Origin of the sequence: Mesorhizobium sp. M0618 (assembly GCF_040320765.1) — a bacterium.
GTDB lineage: Bacteria > Pseudomonadota > Alphaproteobacteria > Rhizobiales > Rhizobiaceae > Mesorhizobium.
The window spans coordinates 104,538-119,587 of record NZ_JAMYQH010000010.1 but is presented as its reverse complement, the minus strand read 5'-3'; the positions used below and the strand labels follow the sequence as shown (position 1 = coordinate 119,587).

Here is a 15,050-nt window from a genome sequence, read left to right as displayed (position 1 = left end):
GAGCCCCAACTTTCCGGAACCACTCTCGTGAACCATTTCGACTACCGCGACGGCGTGCTCCATGCGGAGGACGTGGCGATACCAGATATCGCCGCACAGATCGGCACGCCATTCTACTGCTATTCGACGGCCACCCTGACCAGGCACTACCGGGTGTTTGCCCAGTCCTTTGCCGGGCTCGACGCGCTGGTCTGCTACGCCATGAAGGCCAATTCCAACCAGGCCGTCCTGCGGACGCTGGCCAAGCTCGGCGCCGGCGCCGACGTGGTTTCGGAAGGTGAATTGCGCCGGGCGCTGGCCGCCGGCATTCCGGCCGGCAAGATCCTGTTTTCGGGCGTCGGCAAGACCGCGCGCGAAATGGACTTTGCCCTTGCCGCCGGCATCCTTTGCTTCAACGTCGAGTCCGAGCCTGAACTCGAGCTGTTGTCGGCGCGGGCCACTGCCCTTGGCAAGGTGGCGCCGATCTCGCTGCGCATCAATCCCGACGTCGACGCCAAGACCCACAAGAAGATCTCCACCGGCAAGGCCGAGAACAAGTTCGGCATCCCGTGGCAGCGGGCGCGGCAGGTTTATGCCCGCGCGGCAAAGCTTCCCGGCATCAGGATCACCGGCATCGATACCCATATCGGCAGCCAGATCACCGAGCTGCAGCCCTTCGACGATGCCTTCGCCCTGCTTGTCGATCTCGTCGGCGCGCTACGGGCGGACGGCCATGCCATCGAGCATATCGATGTCGGCGGCGGGCTCGGCATTCCCTACCGCATCGACAACAACCCGCCGCCGCTGCCCGACGCCTATGCCCAGATCGTCAGGAAGCATGTCACCAAGCTCGGGCTAAAGGTGATGTTCGAGCCTGGCCGGCTGATATCAGGCAATGCCGGCATCCTCGTCTCGGAAGTGATCTTCGTGAAGGAAGGCGACGCCAAGAACTTCCTCGTCGTCGACGCCGCAATGAACGATCTCATCCGGCCGACGCTCTACGACGCCTTCCACGACATCCGTCCGGTCGTGCAGCCGCCGGCCGACACGCCGCGCATGATGGTCGACGTGGTCGGCCCGGTCTGCGAGACCGGCGACTATATCGGCCTGGACCGCGATCTGCCCAGGCTGAAGGCCGGCGACCTGATTGCCGTCTCCACCGCCGGCGCCTATGGCGCGGTACAGGCCGGCACCTACAACACGCGTCTGCTGGTTCCGGAAGTGCTGGTCGACGGCGACCGGTTCCACGTCGTGCGCCCACGCCTGACCTATGACGACCTGATCGGGCTGGATTCCATGCCCGACTGGCTTGCATAGAAGCGCCGGAAACACACCTACCCGTCACAGGGAGCAATCATGACGAACGGCATCACCGTCACACGCGAGCGCATTGCCGCAATGGAACCGCGCATCCGCCCCTATATCAGGCTCACGCCAGTGCTGCGCGTCGACATGGCCGACTTCGACCGGCCGCCGCTGGCCGTCGACCTGAAGCTCGAATGCCTGCAGCATTCCGGCTCGTTCAAGGCGCGCGGCGCTTTCACCAATCTCCTGGAGCGGCCGGTTCCCGACGCCGGTGTCGTCGCGGCATCGGGCGGCAACCATGGCGCGGCCGTCGCCTATGCCGCCATGCGGCTGGGCCATAAGGCGACCATCTTCGTTCCCGAGGTGAGCCCGGCGGCCAAGCTGGAACGGATCCGCAGCTACGGCGCCGAGCTGATCGTCGGCGGCGCCCGCTATGCCGAGGCGTTGGCGGCCAGCGAACGTTTCGCCGAGAAAACCGGCGCCTTGCAGATTCATGCCTTCAACCAGGAGGAAACGCTCGTCGGCCAAGGCACGCTCGGGCTCGAAATCGAGAGCGATTTGCCTAAGATCGACACGCTGCTGGTCGCTGTCGGCGGCGGCGGCCTGATCGGCGGCATCGCTGCCTGGTTTGCCGGCCGCATCCGCATCATCGCCGTCGAGCCGGAAGGAGCGCCGACGCTGCATCGCGCCTTCGAGGCCGGACACCCCGTCGACGCACCGGCCGAGGGCATCGCCGCCGATTCGCTGGCGCCAAAGCGCGTCGGCGAAATGATGTTCCCGATCGCCGAGGCCTTTGTCGAACGCTCGATCCTGGTCAGTGACGACGACATCATCGCCGCGCAGAAGGCGCTGTGGAACCGGGCTCGCATCATCTCCGAGCCGGGAGGTGCGGCCGCCTTTGCCGCGGTCCTGTCCGGCCGCTATGCGCCGGCGGCGGGCGAACGGGTCGCCGTACTGGTCTGCGGGGCGAATGCAGACCCCGCTACCTTCTAAAGGGGCCCACCAACTTCTGAAGGGTATGCAGGATGGAACGATAACGGCCACTTCACGTTTTTCCGAACTGCCTCGCCTTTGCCGTGTTTGCTGGTATTCTTTGAGTCGTGAGGCGTCGGGCTATCCTGCCCGCTCCACAGCATGATCCCGAAAAGTGAAATCCCTTTCGGAACAGATCATGCTCATAGGGATAGGGCCGCATCCCGGTTTCCGGGATAGGCTCAAGGAAGGGCCGATGACGCAACGACCCACCTTCAGCAGCAATCGCGGCCTCGCCGGGCGGCTGGCCGTGAGCCGGCTGGCGACGCGGGTCTCGATGATGGTCGAGCGCGGCTGGCCGTTGCTGCTTCCGCTCGTCATCGTCGCCAGCCTGTTCCTCAGCATCTCCTGGCTCGGGCTGTTCTCCCGGCTGCCGGATATGGCGCGCATCGGCCTCGTCGCTGCTTTTGCCATAGCGGCACTGGCCGCGCTCTATCCGCTGCGCTTCTTCCGCCTGCCGGGCGCCGGCGAAATCGACCGCCGCATCGAGGCCGCCAATCAATTGTTGCACAGCCCGGTGCTGGTGCAGACCGACCGGCCCAGCGGCAGGGAAAGCAGCTTCTCGCAGGCGTTGTGGCGTGAACACCAGAAGCGCATGGCCGGAAAGCTCGACAACCTTGGCGCCGACCTGCCGCGCACGCGCGTGCCGGAGCGCGACCCCTGGGGGCTGCGCGCGGTGGCGGCCCTTTTGCTCGTTACCGCCTTCGCCTTCTCCTTCGGACCGACGGGCGGCAGGATCAGCGACGGCTTCAATGCCCATGGGACGCGCGATATCGTGCCTCCGCGCATCGATGCATGGGTGACGCCACCGGCCTATACCGGCAAGCCGCCGATCTTCCTGACCGCCGATGCAAACCAGGCGATCCCGACCTTTACGGTTCCCGAAGGCAGTGACGTTTCGCTGCGCGTGACGGGCGGCTCGGGTGAGGAAACGCTCGGCTATGCCGACAAGAATGGCAACGCCCGCGTCATCGACCCCGCTGCGCCGCAGGCCGCCGCCAAGCCGGCTGCAAGCCCGGCGCCGCCGTCCAAGGTGCGCCAGTTCACCAGCAAGCTGACCGGCGACGGCACGCTGACGCTGACGTCGGGCGAGGACCAGCTCGGCCGCTGGGCCTTCGCGGTCGTATCGGACAAGCCGCCGCAGATCCGCTTCGTCGGCGAGCCCAAGCGCGCCGCCAACGGCGCCTTCGAGCTAAACTACCAAATCGACGACGACTATGGCGCCGCCACCGCCAAGGCGGTGTTCGCGCTCGCCGATCCGCAGGCGCCGAATGCGCGTCCGCTGTACGGTGCACCTGAAATGCCGCTGACGCTGCCGCGCCGCGGCGGCAAGTCGAACGCCGCCAGGACCTCCAAGGACCTGACCGAGCATGTCTGGGCCGGCAGCAGCATCAAGCTGACGCTAGTCGCCACCGACGATGCCGGGCACACCGCATTGAGCCAAACCAAGACGCTGCTGATGCCGGAGCGGCCTTTCGCCAATCCGCTGGCACGCGCCGTGATCGAACAGCGCCGCCTGCTGGCGCTCGACGCCAACGCCAAGCCGCGCGTGCTCGACCTGATGGACGCCATCACGCTGCGGCCGGAAGACACGTTCGACAATATGTCCCACTACCTCGCCATCATGAGTGCCCGCACCCGGCTGAAGATGGCCGAGAGCGACGATCAATTGCGCAGCGAGGTCTCCTATCTCTGGGAAATCGCGCTCGGCATCGAGGAAGGCAATCTTTCGGCCGCCGAAAAGCGGCTGCGCCAGGCGCAACAGGCGCTGCAGGACGCCATCAAGAATGGCGCAAGCGACGCTGAAATCGAAAAGGCGATGAAGGAACTGCGCGAGGCGATGAACCAGTTCCTGCAGGAATTCGCGGAGCGCGCCAAGCAGAATCCCAACGCCCCGCAGATGCAGCAGAACGGCCAGGAACTGCGCCAGAGCGACATCGATCGCATGATGGACCAGATCGAAAACCTGGCCAAGTCCGGTGATCGCGACAAGGCCCAGCAACTGCTGTCGCAACTGCAGGACATGATGAACAATCTGCAAGCCGGCCGTCAGCAGCAAGGCGGCCAGCAGGACAGCGAGATGCGCCAACAGATGGACAAGCTGGGCGAGATCCTGCGACGTCAGCAGGAGATGATGAACGACACCTTCCGCATGGATCAGATGCAGCGCGGCGAGCGCCAGCGCGGGCAGAACCGTGACGAGCAGCTCGGCGAAGGCGGCCAGGATGAGGACAGACCCGGCGTCGGCGAAGACCGCGATCCGCTCGGCCGGCAAAAGCCGATGACGCCCCAGGAATTCGCCGATGCGCTGAAACAGCTGCAGCAGGGCCAGGGCCAGTTGCAAAGCGACCTCGAGCAGCTGAAGAAGGGCCTCGAAGGCATGGGTATGGAGCCCAATGAAGGATTTGGCGAGGCCGGCAAGTCCATGGGCAATGCCGAACAGGCACTCGGCGAGGGCGAAGGCGATGCGGCCGTCGGTCATCAGGGCCGGGCGCTGGAAGCGCTGCGCAAGGGCGCCAAGGACATGATGAAGCAGATGCAGGCCATGCAAGGCGACCAGGGCGGCGGCGAGGAAGGCGGCCGCCAGCAGAACGCCGATCGTGATCCGCTCGGCCGGCCACGCGCCAGCACGGGTCCCGACTTCGGCGATTCGGTGAAGGTGCCCGACGAGATCGACGTGCAGCGTGCCCGCCAGATACTGGAAGCGATCCGCAAGCGGCTCGGCAATGCGCTCAGCCCTGATATCGAACGCAGCTATCTGGAACGGCTGCTCGAGCTGAAATAGAGCAATTCCAGGAAAAGTGTGAAGCGGTTTTCCGTCCGGAATTGCGAAAAAACATAGGATTGCCGCCCGCGTCCGTCCCACCTGAAAAATCCTCTCGCACGGTTGCACCACCATGCCCAGACTTGGCGCCGTCACACCCATCCTGCGCATCTTCGACATTGCCAAGGCGCGTGAATTCTATGTCGGCTTCCTCGGCTTCGAGGTGCAGTGGGAACATCGCTTCGCGGACGACGCGCCGCTTTACATGGCGGTCGGCCGCGACGGCTGCGTTCTGCATCTCAGCGAACATCATGGCGACGGTGCACCCGGCATCGCCCTGCGCATCGAGGTCGAGGACATCACGGCTCTTCATGGCGAACTGATCGGCAAAAACTACCGCTTCGCCCGGCCAGGCGTGGAAGAGACGCCTTGGAAGACCCGCGAGATATCGGTCGCCGATCCGTTCGGCAACAGGCTGCATTTCTACGAGGATGCCGCCGGCTGACTGAGCCTGTTGACGAAGGCTTCGCGGATAGCATCCTGCATGCCGTCGATCGCCTCGCCTGACGCATTCGGGTTGCGGTGCATCACCACGTTCGAGGAATCGATGGCGCCGAATCCGTCTGCCGTGGTCAGTTCACGACAGCCGTCCGGAATGTTGCTGCGCGAAATCGGCGCGATCGCCAGTCCGGAGGTGACGGCGAGCTTGAGGCCGCCGGTGGTGTCGCTGGTATAGGCGACACGATAGGCAAGATCGCGCTGCTCCAGTGATTTGATGGCAAAGTCCTTGCACCAGCCGGCCCGGTTGTAGAGCGCGATCGGCACCGGCTGTTCCTCATGCATATGGTGCAGGGTCGACGTCACCCACACGGTCGGGTCCTGCATAAGCACTTCGCCGCCGGCAGGATCCTGCCATTCGAACACCACGCACAGATCGAGCTCGCCGGCAGCGAGCGCCGCCATCTGCGCCCCGGAATGGGCATAGCGCACGGTGACCTCGACCTGCGTATGACGCTTCGAAAAAGCGCCGAGAGCGCGCGACAGGATGGCGTGGCCATATTCCTCCGGAATGCCGATGCGAACCGGACCGCCAAGCGGCGCTGCCGCCATCGATGCCGACGTCTCGTCGAGCAGCGAGACAATGCGGCGGGCGTTGACGATGAGTTCGCCGCCGCGCCGCGTCAACGCGACGCCGCGCGAACCGCGCTCGAACAGGCTGGCGCCGATCAGCTCTTCGAGCTTCTTCATCTGCATCGACACCGCGGATTGGGTGCGGCCGGCCTGCTCCGCCGCCTTGGTGAAATTGCCGGTCTCGGCAATCGCCACGAAGGTGCGCAGGAGGTCGCTGTCGAGGGTCGGCCGCATGAAACCCGCCATAAGAGAATTTGATTGCTGGCATCATTCCAATTCGTTTGCAACATGTCAAACGGCGGACGATAGTGGCCTCACCCATTGGATATGCGGCTGCGAAATCAGCCGCGGACCAATCAAGAGTCCTCACTCGTGCCCGCTGCCCGAAACGGTGGCGGGTTCTTTTTACCCGCAAGCGACAGCTTCGGACCGTACGCGCAGGAGCCTGGATGCAGATGCAGAATCGGATGGTGGGCGGCATCCTGAGCCTGTGCCTCGGCGTGCTGATCTTTTCGCTGCAGGATCCGCTCGTCAAAGCCGTGTCGAGCGGTTATCCTGTGACCGAGGTGATGGCGATCCGCTCGATCGTCGCCCTGCCGATCCTGATCGTTCTGGTCCATGCCGATGTCGGCCTGCAGGCGATCCTGTCGAAGCGATTCGGCATGCTGACGGTGCGCGCCTTCATCCAGTTCACCTCCTATACGATGTACTACCTGGCCATCGCCGCCTTGCCGCTTGCCGATGCGGTGGCGCTCTATTTCATGGCGCCGCTGTTCATCATGGTGCTGGCCGGGCCGTACCTTGGCGAGCGCGTCTCCTGGCAGACACTGGCAACCGTGCTGATCGGCTTGTTCGGCGTCCTCGTGATGCTGCGTCCCGGCGCAGGGCTGTTCGACTGGGCAGCGCTGCTGTCGCTGGGCTCGGCGGCGCTCTATGGTTTTTCGCAGCTGATGGCCCGCAAGATCGGCGATACTGAATCGTCCACCGTCATGGCCTTCTATCAGAACGGCGCCTATCTGGTCGGCGCCGCCGTGGTTGCCGGGGCATTTCACCTGGCCGGCATCACCCACGCCGTCCACCCGAGCCTGGAATTCCTGGTACGGCCCTGGCTGTGGCCGACGCTGCCCGATTTTCTCAAGATGGCGGCCTGCGGTTTCGTCGCCTCCGCCGGCATGATCCTGCTGTCGCAGGCCTACCGGATGGCGCAGGCCAACCGCGTTGCCACTTTCGAATACACCGGCATCCTGTGGTCGCCGCTGTGGGGTTTCCTGTTCTTCGCCGAGGTGCCGCGGTCGACGACCGTAATCGGTGCCGCCTTGATCATCGGCGCCGGCCTGCTGGCGCTCAACACCGAACGGCGTAAAAGCCCCCCACCCGTGCTCGCTGCCACCGATCCAGCCTGATCAGGCGAAGCAGATCAGCGCCCGTTCGACGCGCGAGCGGATTTCGGCCAGCGTGAAGGGCTTCTGCACGACATCGAGGATGATGCCGTTCAACTCCTCGGCGCGCTCGCGCTGGTCGGCATAGCCGGTCATCAGCACGATCTTCATCGCCGGAAACAATGCTGCCGCCGCGATCGCCATCTCGATGCCGTCCATCTCCGGCATGCGGATATCGGAGACGACCAGATCGTAGCCGCCACGCGCCGCCTGGATCAGCGCAAGCCCCTGCGCGCCGTCCGCCGCGATATCGATTGTGTGCCCGGCGCGTTCAAGCGCGCGGGCGGCCAGGGTGCGGACGGACTCATCGTCCTCGACGATCAGAAGCTTTGCCATGGCCGGCATATTTGGCCGCGAAAAGTTGACTTTTCCTGAAAGCGCGCAGCGTCAGCAAACCTTTTTGTTGCCGCTCAGATATCCCCTTTGACGACACCGACAAACGGTAACTCGCGAAAAGCGTGCGCAACGTCCATGCCGTAGCCGACGACGAAATAGTCGGGGCAGTCGAAGCCGACATAATCGGCATTGAGCTCGGTCTGGCGGCGCATGCGCTTGTCGAGCAGCACGGCGATCGAACAGCTCTTGGCGCCCCGCGACAACATCAGCTCGCGGGTAAAGCTCAGCGTCTTGCCCGATTCGAGAATGTCGTCGATCAGCAGCACGTCGCGGCCGGCGACCTCATTGTCGATGTCGCGCAGCACTCTCACCTCGCCGCTGCTGGTGCCGGCGCCGTAGCTGGAGATGAAGATGAATTCGACCTCCGGCGACAGGCCGACATCGTGCATGGCCCGGATGAGATCCGCGGCGAAGATGAACGAGCCCTTCAGCACCGAGATCACCAGCAGATCGTGATAATCGTGTCCGGCAATCTCCTTGGCGAGCTCGAGATTGCGCCGCGCGATCGCCGATGCCGAAAACAGAACCTCGATGTCCTTGCCGCGTACGATGGGCATTGATGGTCTTCCCCGGTGATCGCCTATTCGGCGAAAGTGACCGACACGGTCTTCACACCGTTTCTAGGCACGTCGAGCCTGCTGGCAAAGCCGAATCTTTCGCCCGACGCCAGCGAACGGCCGGATGTCCCCAACGTATAGCGGGTGGTCTGCCCGTCATTGCCGGTCACCCGGATTTCAAGCAGCGGCAGCTGCGTCGGTTTCGCACCATCATTGACGGCCTCGCCATCGACGAACAGTGCGGCGTTCGGCCCGGTAGCGTCGACGCGTGACGTGACGCCCGAAATGCTGAGCGCCGACGCCTGCGCGCTGGACAGGAACGGCGCCTGGCGCACCAGCGCGTGCCCACCGGAGACCCAGAACGCGGCCAAGGCAGCGCCGATACCAGCGACCCAGAAGATCGGCCCGCCGCGCGAGGCCGGTAGCCGCTCCGGTGAGGCTTCGGGCTTGCGCAGCATGTCCATGCCTTCGATGGGCGGCGTGACGATCGCGCGCGGCAGCGGCGAAACGCTTTCCACCGCAGGCGCAAGGCGCGGCATCACCACGTAGTCGGCATCGACGATGTCGCCGGCCGAACCACGCATGAACCTGTCCGCTGCGGCAATTGCCGCCGGATCGGTCATGATTTCGCCGGAAACCGGGCGCGCGGTTCGATCGTCAGCCATCATGGCCCCAGCATTGCAGCACGTGTTCGCTTTTCGTTTCTTTTGCGTAAACACAAATGGTTAACGCTTCCCCACCGGAGCCCTCGTGACGAGCCGAAAGAGCCCAGAAATTAACCGCCGGTTAACCATGCCGGCCGATGGTCTTTACCCAGAACAGGCCGGCTCGCCGCCGTGCCGAAATTCAGGTCGTCGAAATTGATTCGTTTCGAAAATGTCGGCCTCCGCTATGGCATGGGTCCGGAAATCCTCCGCGACATCTCCCTGCACATCCCGGAGCGCTCCTTCCAGTTCCTCAGCGGGCCTTCGGGCGCCGGCAAGACGACCTTGCTGCGCTTGCTGTTCATGTCGCTGAAGCCGACGCGCGGGCTGATCACCATCTTTGGCAAGGACCGTTCGCGCATCTCGCGCACCGAATTGCCGCATCTGCGCCGCCGCATCGGCGTGGTCTTCCAGGATTTTCGCCTGCTCGACCACATGACCACCTACGAGAACGTCGCGCTGCCGCTGCGCGTGCGCGGGCGCGAGGAGGCGAGCTACCGCACCGATGTCACCGAGTTGTTGAAGTGGGTCGGGCTGGGCGAACGCATGCATGTGCTGCCGCCGGTTCTGTCCGGCGGCGAGAAGCAGCGCGCGGCGATCGCGCGGGCGCTGATCGAGCAGCCGGAAATCCTGCTCGCCGACGAACCGACCGGCAATGTCGATCCGCCTCTGGCGCGACGGCTGCTGCGGCTGTTTATCGAGCTCAACCGCCTCGGCACCGCGGTGGTGATCGCCACCCACGACCTTGGCCTGATGGAACAGGTCGACGCGCGCCGCATGATCCTGGCCGGCGGAAGGCTGGACATCTATGACTGAACTGTCCGCCGAACATTTTGTGGAACGGGAGCAGGACGCCGAGGCGACCGAGGCAAAGCCGCGCGCCCAGCGCAGGATGGCGCCGATCGTGCCGGCGCAGAACATCGCCGGCCGGGCACTGGTACTGGTTATCGCCATCATGACCTTCCTGTCCTGCCTGACTTTCGGCGCGGTGACGCTGGTGCGCGACACGGCGTCCGTCTGGGAGAACCAGATTTCACGCGAGGCAACGATCCAGATCAAGCCGGTCGACGGCCTCGACATGGAGGCGGCCCTGACCCAGGCCTCGCAGATCGCCGGCGAATTTCCCGGCGTGAAGGGGACCCGGATCATCGACCGCGAGGCGACCGCGAGGCTCCTGGAGCCCTGGCTGGGCTCGGGCCTCAACATCGACGAATTGCCGGTGCCGCGACTGATCATCGTCACCATCGACGAGAACAGCCCGCCCGATTTCGCCGCCATGCGCGCCGCGATCACGCCGAAACTGCCGAGCGCATCGCTAGACGATCACCGCACCTGGGTTGACCGGCTGGTGGCGATGGCCCGCACGACGGTGACCATCGGCATTGCCGTGCTGGCGCTGATGCTGTCGGCGACCGTGCTGACCGTGGTGTTCGCGACGCGCGGAGCCATGGCCGGCAACGGTCACATCATCGAGGTGCTGCATTTCGTCGGCGCCGAGGCACGCTTCATCGCGCGCGAATTCCGCCGGCATTTCCTGGTCACCGGCATGAAGGGAGCAGCGGCTGGCGGTGCCGCCGCAGTGCTCGTGTTCATCGTCTTTTCCTGGTGGTCGTCGCGCAATATGGCGACGCCGCAGGCCGACCAGGCGACCGCCCTGTTCGGCAATTTCGCCATCGGTTCGGCAGGCTATCTCGGTGTCGTGTTGATGGTGCTGGTGATCGGCGGACTGACGGCTGCCACGTCCCACGCCACCGTGGTTGCCTATCTCAGCGACATCGATGTCCGCCAACCGGATGCAGGCTAATTCATGTCGCCCAAAAGTGGGAACCGGTTTTGGGACAACGCCATGGATAAAACAGGGTGATCACGGATGGAGAATTCACGTAACGCAAAGTGCGTCTTTTACCTACCCAAAGCCGCATTTCAGGATTAACCATATGGCGATGGACGCGCGGGATTCGACCGGTACGGCTGGGCAGATGCCAGTGGTGGTTGCCCGTTCGCATGACCGCCGCGCTGTGAGCCGTCTAAGAGCCGCGTTGCGCCTCTCGGCTCTGTCTCTGCTCATCCTCGCTACGTTGTTTGCCGGCGGTTTCGGCTGGTTCGCCAACAAGGTAAGCCATCTGACGACGCCCGCCAATCCGGCCAGGGCGGACGCGATCATTGTCTTGACCGGCGGCCAGTCCCGCCTCGATGCGGCGATGGATCTGCTGGCGTCCGGCAAGGGCGAACGGCTGCTGATCAGCGGCGTGCACCCTTCGGCCAGCCGTCGCCAGCTGCAGGCAGCGACCGGCGGCGACAAGAAGCTGTTTTCCTGTTGCGTCGACATCGACCGCGCCGCGCTCGATACGATCGGCAATGCGGAGGAAAGCGCCAAATGGGTCGAGAGCCACGCCTATGGCACGGTGATCCTCGTCACCAACAATTATCACATGCCCCGCAGCCTGCTGGAAATGGGCAGGCTGCTGCATGGCGCCAAGCTCGAGCCCTATCCGGTGGTCAATTCCAACCTCGACAATGGCGGCTGGCTGACCAAGCCGCGGGCATTGCGCGTGCTGTTCACCGAATACAACAAATATCTGCTGGCGCTGGCGCGCGGCATCGTGCCGGTCAAGCCGACGCCTAACGGCATCGCACTGGCCGAAACCGCGGCCGGCGGCTGATTATTCCCCTGCGGCCGCGCCCGAATTTCCCCTGAGCCGTGCGATCTCCTGCTCAAGGCGTTCGATACGCTTGTCCCGCTCTTCGAGTGCCGCCGCCACGTCGGCCGCCTCGAACCGTTGCGGGATATGCTGCGGGCAATTGGCATCCCAGGCCGAGACCGTGAACAGGATGACCTGCTCGGGGCGCGCCTTGTAGTCTTGCGGCATCAGTTTCGCCATCAACTCGGCGTCACTCTCGACGACCCGCGCCGTGCCCCAGATCTTGATGCGCTGGCGGTGCATATAGTCGATCAGGAACAGGAACGCCCTTGGATTGTCGGCCAGATTGCCCTGCGTGATGAACTGCCGGTTGCCGGCAAAATCCGCGAAGCCGATCGTGTGTTCATCCAGCACCTTGAGGAAGCCGACGGGCCCGCCGCGATGCTGGATGTAGGGCTGGCCATCGCCATTGGCCGTCGACAGGAAAACGCTGGTCTGCATCTCGACGAAGGCGGCAAGGTCCGGGGTGATGCCGGCCTGCCAGCCGCCACGCTCCTCGACGCGGGCATAGGACTGACGTGAGCCCTTGCGGGCCTGGATCGCCTTGACGGTCGGCGTGAAGGCGACGTCGCTGGTGAAAGCATGCGCGTTCATCGAAAGCCTCCTGGCGGCAAGATGCTAAAGCCCGAGTTCCGACAGTGTCGGGTGGTCGTCCGGACGCCGGCCGAGCGGCCAGTGATACTTACGATCGGCCTCGCCGATCGGCAGGTCGTTGATGCTGGCGATGCGCAGGCGCATCAGTCCGTGTTCGTCGAATTCCCAGTTCTCGTTGCCGTAGCTGCGGAACCATGAATCGCTGTCATCGCGCCATTCGTAAGCGAAACGCACGGCGATGCGGTTGCCGTGGAAGGCCCAGACCTCCTTGATCAGCCGGTAGTCGAGCTCGCGACTCCATTTGCGCGTCAGGAAGTCCTGGATGGCGTCGCGGCCTTGCAGGAATTCGGCGCGGTTGCGCCAGCGGCTGTCCTTCGTATAGGCGAGCGCGACCCGCGCTGGATCGCGTGAATTCCAGGCATCCTCGGCCATGCGCGCCTTCTGTGCTGATGTCGCGGCGGTAAACGGCGGCAGCGGCGGACGGGCCTCGGACATGGCAACTCCTTTGCGAGGCCATGCTGCAGGCAGGCCGACATACCCAATATAGAGCCTTCCATCATTCAAATGCAGATGCCATATTCGTAACCCGTCCTTCCATTTTCCGGAAGAAGCTATGGATCGTCTCGAAGCCATGTCGCTCTTTGTCGCTGCCGTGGAGGCCGGCAGCCTTTCCGCGGCCAGCCGCCGTTTCGGCATTCCCCTGGCGACGGTCAGCCGCAAGATTTCCGATCTCGAGCGCCATCTGAACACGCGCCTCCTGAACCGCTCGACGCGTCGGTTGACGCCGACCGATGCCGGCCAGGCCTACCTTGCCGCCTGCCGCCGCATCCTCGACGACGTCGGCGAGGCCGAACGCACGGCAGCCGGCGAATACAGCGCTCCGACCGGCGAACTGGCCATCACCGCGCCGGTCGTCTTTGGCCGCCTGCATGTGCTGCCGATCGTCACCGGCTTTCTCGCCGCCTATCCCGACGTCGACATCCGCCTGACATTGGCCGACCGCATAACCCAGCTGGTCGAGGACCATTTCGATCTCGCCATCCGCATCGGCCAGTTACCCGATTCGAGCCTGGTCGCCATCGGCGTCGGCGCTATCCGTCGCGTCGTTTGCGCCAGCCCGGCCTATCTGGCCGAACACGGCACGCCAACGACCCCGGAGGATCTGGAAACACACGATTGCATCACTTTCGAGGGACTTGCCTCCGCCGCCAGTTGGAGCTTCATCAAGGGCAGGGCCGAAATCCCGGTTCGGGTCCGCTCGCGGCTTCAGGTCAACACCGCCGAAGCGGCCATCGATGCCGCGATTGCCGGCGTCGGGCTGACCCGTGTGCTTTCCTACCAGATCGAGGCCGCGCTGCGCTCCGGCACGCTGCGCATCCTGCTGCAGGAATTCGAGCCGGCGCCATGGCCGGTAAGCCTGGTGCATGCGGGCCACGGCCTGCTGCCGGTCAAGCTGCGCGCATTCCTCGATTTTGCCGCCCCGCGCCTGAAGGAGCGGCTGGCGCGGCTGATGTAGCGGAACCAGGCCAATCCCCATTGGCGACCGTTCTTCGTTGCCAACCAAGCGCCCTGCGGCCATTTCCTTTTTTCCCGCGCTTGGTGTAACCAACGCTCACCTCCTCACCGGGCTCCCCCAATGCTCTACATCAGATCGCTGACGTTCAATTTCGTCTTTTACGTCAACCTGATCGTCCAGATGATCCTCTGGACCCCCTACTATTTCCTGTCGCCCCGTCACCGCGCCTGGTTCGTGCCGAAATTCTGGTCGCGCACCTCGATGTGGCTCTATGACAAGATCGCCGGAACGAAGAACGAGATCACCGGCCGGGAAAACCTGCCCGAAGGCTCCTTCATCCTGGCACCAAAGCACCAGTCGTTCTGGGACGCGATCGCCTTCTTCCCCTTCCTTCACGACCCGCTCTACATCCTGAAGCGCGAGCTGACCTGGATCCCGTTCTTCGGCTGGTACATCATGAAGATGCGCATGATCCCGGTTCATCGCGGCAGCCGTTCGAAAGCGCTGAAGGCCGTGGTCGCCGCGACCAAGGAGGAGATGGCGCGCAACCCTCGCCAGCTCATCATCTACCCCGAAGGGACAAGACGCGCGCCGGGCGACGAGCCGGCCTATAAATACGGCATCGTCGAAATCTATGCACAGCTTGGCGTTCCGGTGGTGCCGGTTGCCCATGTCGCCGGCCTTTATTGGCCGCGGCGGAAATTCCTGCGCTATCCCGGCACCATCAAGGCGCGTTTCCTGCCGCCGATCCCACCGGGACTGAGCAAGGACGAATTCATGGCCCGCCTGATCGGCGAGACCGAGGCTGCCTGCGACCAATTCCTGATTGATGTGGCGCGCGGTCCGAACCCGCCTGCCTTGCCTCCGACAGCGGTGAAAAGGCTGCAAGAGCTGGACGCGGCGGAAAGAACCAAAGCCTGAACCGGAAGTC

The 15,050-nt window shown here is 64.2% G+C and carries 16 protein-coding genes; 10 read left to right on the top strand and 6 right to left on the bottom strand.

The window, feature by feature from the left end; all coding sequences use genetic code 11:
• Nucleotides 1-27 precede the first annotated feature (27 nt).
• The 4 genes from lysA to NKJ04_RS13385 all read left to right on the top strand — a co-directional run bounded on the left by lysA (nt 28) and on the right by NKJ04_RS13385 (nt 5,585).
• The gene (lysA, locus tag NKJ04_RS13400; RefSeq protein ID WP_128304650.1) at nt 28-1,296 is read left to right on the top strand and encodes a diaminopimelate decarboxylase; all 1,269 of its coding nucleotides are present in this window, start codon (nt 28-30) and stop codon (nt 1,294-1,296) included.
• A 39-nt stretch (nt 1,297-1,335) separates the two neighbouring features.
• A complete protein-coding gene (locus tag NKJ04_RS13395; RefSeq protein ID WP_128304651.1) occupies nt 1,336-2,277 on the top strand; it encodes a threonine/serine dehydratase in 942 nt (313 codons plus the stop codon).
• 235 nt (nt 2,278-2,512) lie between these two features.
• Nucleotides 2,513-5,101: a TIGR02302 family protein gene (locus NKJ04_RS13390; protein ID WP_352675518.1), complete on the top strand. Its 2,589-nt coding sequence runs from the start codon at nt 2,513-2,515 to the stop codon at nt 5,099-5,101.
• A 112-nt stretch (nt 5,102-5,213) separates the two neighbouring features.
• Complete coding sequence (locus tag NKJ04_RS13385; protein ID WP_023811108.1) at nt 5,214-5,585, top strand: glyoxalase superfamily protein; 372 nt, start codon at nt 5,214-5,216, stop codon at nt 5,583-5,585.
• Here NKJ04_RS13385 and NKJ04_RS13380 read toward each other — a convergent pair.
• Nucleotides 5,564-6,445, bottom strand: coding sequence for a LysR family transcriptional regulator (locus NKJ04_RS13380; RefSeq protein WP_023811107.1), 882 nt, complete (start codon nt 6,443-6,445; stop codon nt 5,564-5,566). The two genes, NKJ04_RS13385 and NKJ04_RS13380, sit on opposite strands and share 22 nt — an antisense overlap.
• 221 nt (nt 6,446-6,666) lie before the next feature.
• Here NKJ04_RS13380 and NKJ04_RS13375 point away from each other — a divergent pair, with 221 nt between their 5' ends.
• The gene (locus tag NKJ04_RS13375) at nt 6,667-7,614 is read left to right on the top strand and encodes a DMT family transporter (protein ID WP_352675632.1); all 948 of its coding nucleotides are present in this window, start codon (nt 6,667-6,669) and stop codon (nt 7,612-7,614) included.
• Here the strand turns inward: NKJ04_RS13375 and NKJ04_RS13370 are convergent, their stop codons facing one another.
• From NKJ04_RS13370 to NKJ04_RS13360, 3 genes are all read right to left on the bottom strand, one after another.
• Nucleotides 7,615-7,986, bottom strand: coding sequence for a response regulator (locus tag NKJ04_RS13370; RefSeq protein ID WP_352675515.1), 372 nt, complete (start codon nt 7,984-7,986; stop codon nt 7,615-7,617).
• A gap of 74 nt (nt 7,987-8,060) precedes the next feature.
• Complete coding sequence (gene hpt, locus NKJ04_RS13365) at nt 8,061-8,603, bottom strand: hypoxanthine phosphoribosyltransferase (RefSeq protein WP_292455534.1); 543 nt, start codon at nt 8,601-8,603, stop codon at nt 8,061-8,063.
• Nucleotides 8,604-8,626: 23 nt separating this feature from the next.
• Nucleotides 8,627-9,271 (bottom strand): hypothetical protein, encoded by a 645-nt coding sequence (locus NKJ04_RS13360; RefSeq protein ID WP_352675512.1) that lies wholly within the window; start codon nt 9,269-9,271, stop codon nt 8,627-8,629.
• Between the two features lie 192 nt (nt 9,272-9,463).
• On the opposite strand from NKJ04_RS13360, the gene ftsE reads away from it, so the two are divergent.
• From ftsE to NKJ04_RS13345, 3 genes are all read left to right on the top strand, one after another.
• Nucleotides 9,464-10,123 (top strand): cell division ATP-binding protein FtsE, encoded by a 660-nt coding sequence (gene ftsE / locus NKJ04_RS13355; RefSeq protein WP_010911739.1) that lies wholly within the window; start codon nt 9,464-9,466, stop codon nt 10,121-10,123.
• Complete coding sequence (locus NKJ04_RS13350; RefSeq protein WP_352441733.1) at nt 10,116-11,111, top strand: cell division protein FtsX; 996 nt, start codon at nt 10,116-10,118, stop codon at nt 11,109-11,111. Before ftsE ends, NKJ04_RS13350 begins: the two co-directional genes overlap by 8 nt.
• Before the next feature lie 133 nt (nt 11,112-11,244).
• Complete coding sequence (locus NKJ04_RS13345; RefSeq protein WP_128304658.1) at nt 11,245-11,970, top strand: YdcF family protein; 726 nt, start codon at nt 11,245-11,247, stop codon at nt 11,968-11,970.
• Here the strand turns inward: NKJ04_RS13345 and NKJ04_RS13340 are convergent, their stop codons facing one another.
• Both NKJ04_RS13340 and NKJ04_RS13335 read right to left on the bottom strand, forming a co-directional pair.
• Nucleotides 11,971-12,603, bottom strand: a complete 633-nt coding sequence (locus tag NKJ04_RS13340; protein ID WP_352675509.1) for a pyridoxamine 5'-phosphate oxidase family protein — start codon at nt 12,601-12,603, stop codon at nt 11,971-11,973.
• A gap of 24 nt (nt 12,604-12,627) precedes the next feature.
• On the bottom strand, nt 12,628-13,098 hold the full coding sequence (locus tag NKJ04_RS13335) for a nuclear transport factor 2 family protein (RefSeq protein WP_352675507.1): 471 nt from the start codon (nt 13,096-13,098) through the stop codon (nt 12,628-12,630).
• A 118-nt stretch (nt 13,099-13,216) separates the two neighbouring features.
• On the opposite strand from NKJ04_RS13335, the gene NKJ04_RS13330 reads away from it, so the two are divergent.
• Nucleotides 13,217-14,119, top strand: coding sequence for a LysR family transcriptional regulator (locus NKJ04_RS13330; protein ID WP_352675504.1), 903 nt, complete (start codon nt 13,217-13,219; stop codon nt 14,117-14,119).
• 120 nt (nt 14,120-14,239) lie between these two features.
• On the top strand, nt 14,240-15,040 hold the full coding sequence (locus NKJ04_RS13325; protein ID WP_352675502.1) for a lysophospholipid acyltransferase family protein: 801 nt from the start codon (nt 14,240-14,242) through the stop codon (nt 15,038-15,040).
• Nucleotides 15,041-15,050 lie beyond the last annotated feature (10 nt).

Bases quoted from the DNA above. Each gene is read 5' to 3' on its own strand.
- NKJ04_RS13395 (WP_128304651.1), top strand. From the start codon at position 1,336: ATGACGAACGGCATCACCGTCACACGCGAGCGCATTGCCGCAATGGAA.
- NKJ04_RS13390 (WP_352675518.1), top strand. From the start codon at position 2,513: ATGACGCAACGACCCACCTTCAGCAGCAATCGCGGCCTCGCCGGGCGG.
- NKJ04_RS13385 (WP_023811108.1), top strand. From the start codon at position 5,214: ATGCCCAGACTTGGCGCCGTCACACCCATCCTGCGCATCTTCGACATT.
- NKJ04_RS13380 (WP_023811107.1), bottom strand. From the start codon at position 6,445: ATGCGGCCGACCCTCGACAGCGACCTCCTGCGCACCTTCGTGGCGATT.
- NKJ04_RS13375 (WP_352675632.1), top strand. From the start codon at position 6,667: ATGCAGAATCGGATGGTGGGCGGCATCCTGAGCCTGTGCCTCGGCGTG.
- NKJ04_RS13370 (WP_352675515.1), bottom strand. From the start codon at position 7,986: ATGGCAAAGCTTCTGATCGTCGAGGACGATGAGTCCGTCCGCACCCTG.
- hpt (WP_292455534.1), bottom strand. From the start codon at position 8,603: ATGCCCATCGTACGCGGCAAGGACATCGAGGTTCTGTTTTCGGCATCG.
- NKJ04_RS13360 (WP_352675512.1), bottom strand. From the start codon at position 9,271: ATGATGGCTGACGATCGAACCGCGCGCCCGGTTTCCGGCGAAATCATG.
- NKJ04_RS13350 (WP_352441733.1), top strand. From the start codon at position 10,116: ATGACTGAACTGTCCGCCGAACATTTTGTGGAACGGGAGCAGGACGCC.
- NKJ04_RS13345 (WP_128304658.1), top strand. From the start codon at position 11,245: ATGGCGATGGACGCGCGGGATTCGACCGGTACGGCTGGGCAGATGCCA.
- NKJ04_RS13340 (WP_352675509.1), bottom strand. From the start codon at position 12,603: ATGAACGCGCATGCTTTCACCAGCGACGTCGCCTTCACGCCGACCGTC.
- NKJ04_RS13335 (WP_352675507.1), bottom strand. From the start codon at position 13,098: ATGTCCGAGGCCCGTCCGCCGCTGCCGCCGTTTACCGCCGCGACATCA.
- NKJ04_RS13330 (WP_352675504.1), top strand. From the start codon at position 13,217: ATGGATCGTCTCGAAGCCATGTCGCTCTTTGTCGCTGCCGTGGAGGCC.
- NKJ04_RS13325 (WP_352675502.1), top strand. From the start codon at position 14,240: ATGCTCTACATCAGATCGCTGACGTTCAATTTCGTCTTTTACGTCAAC.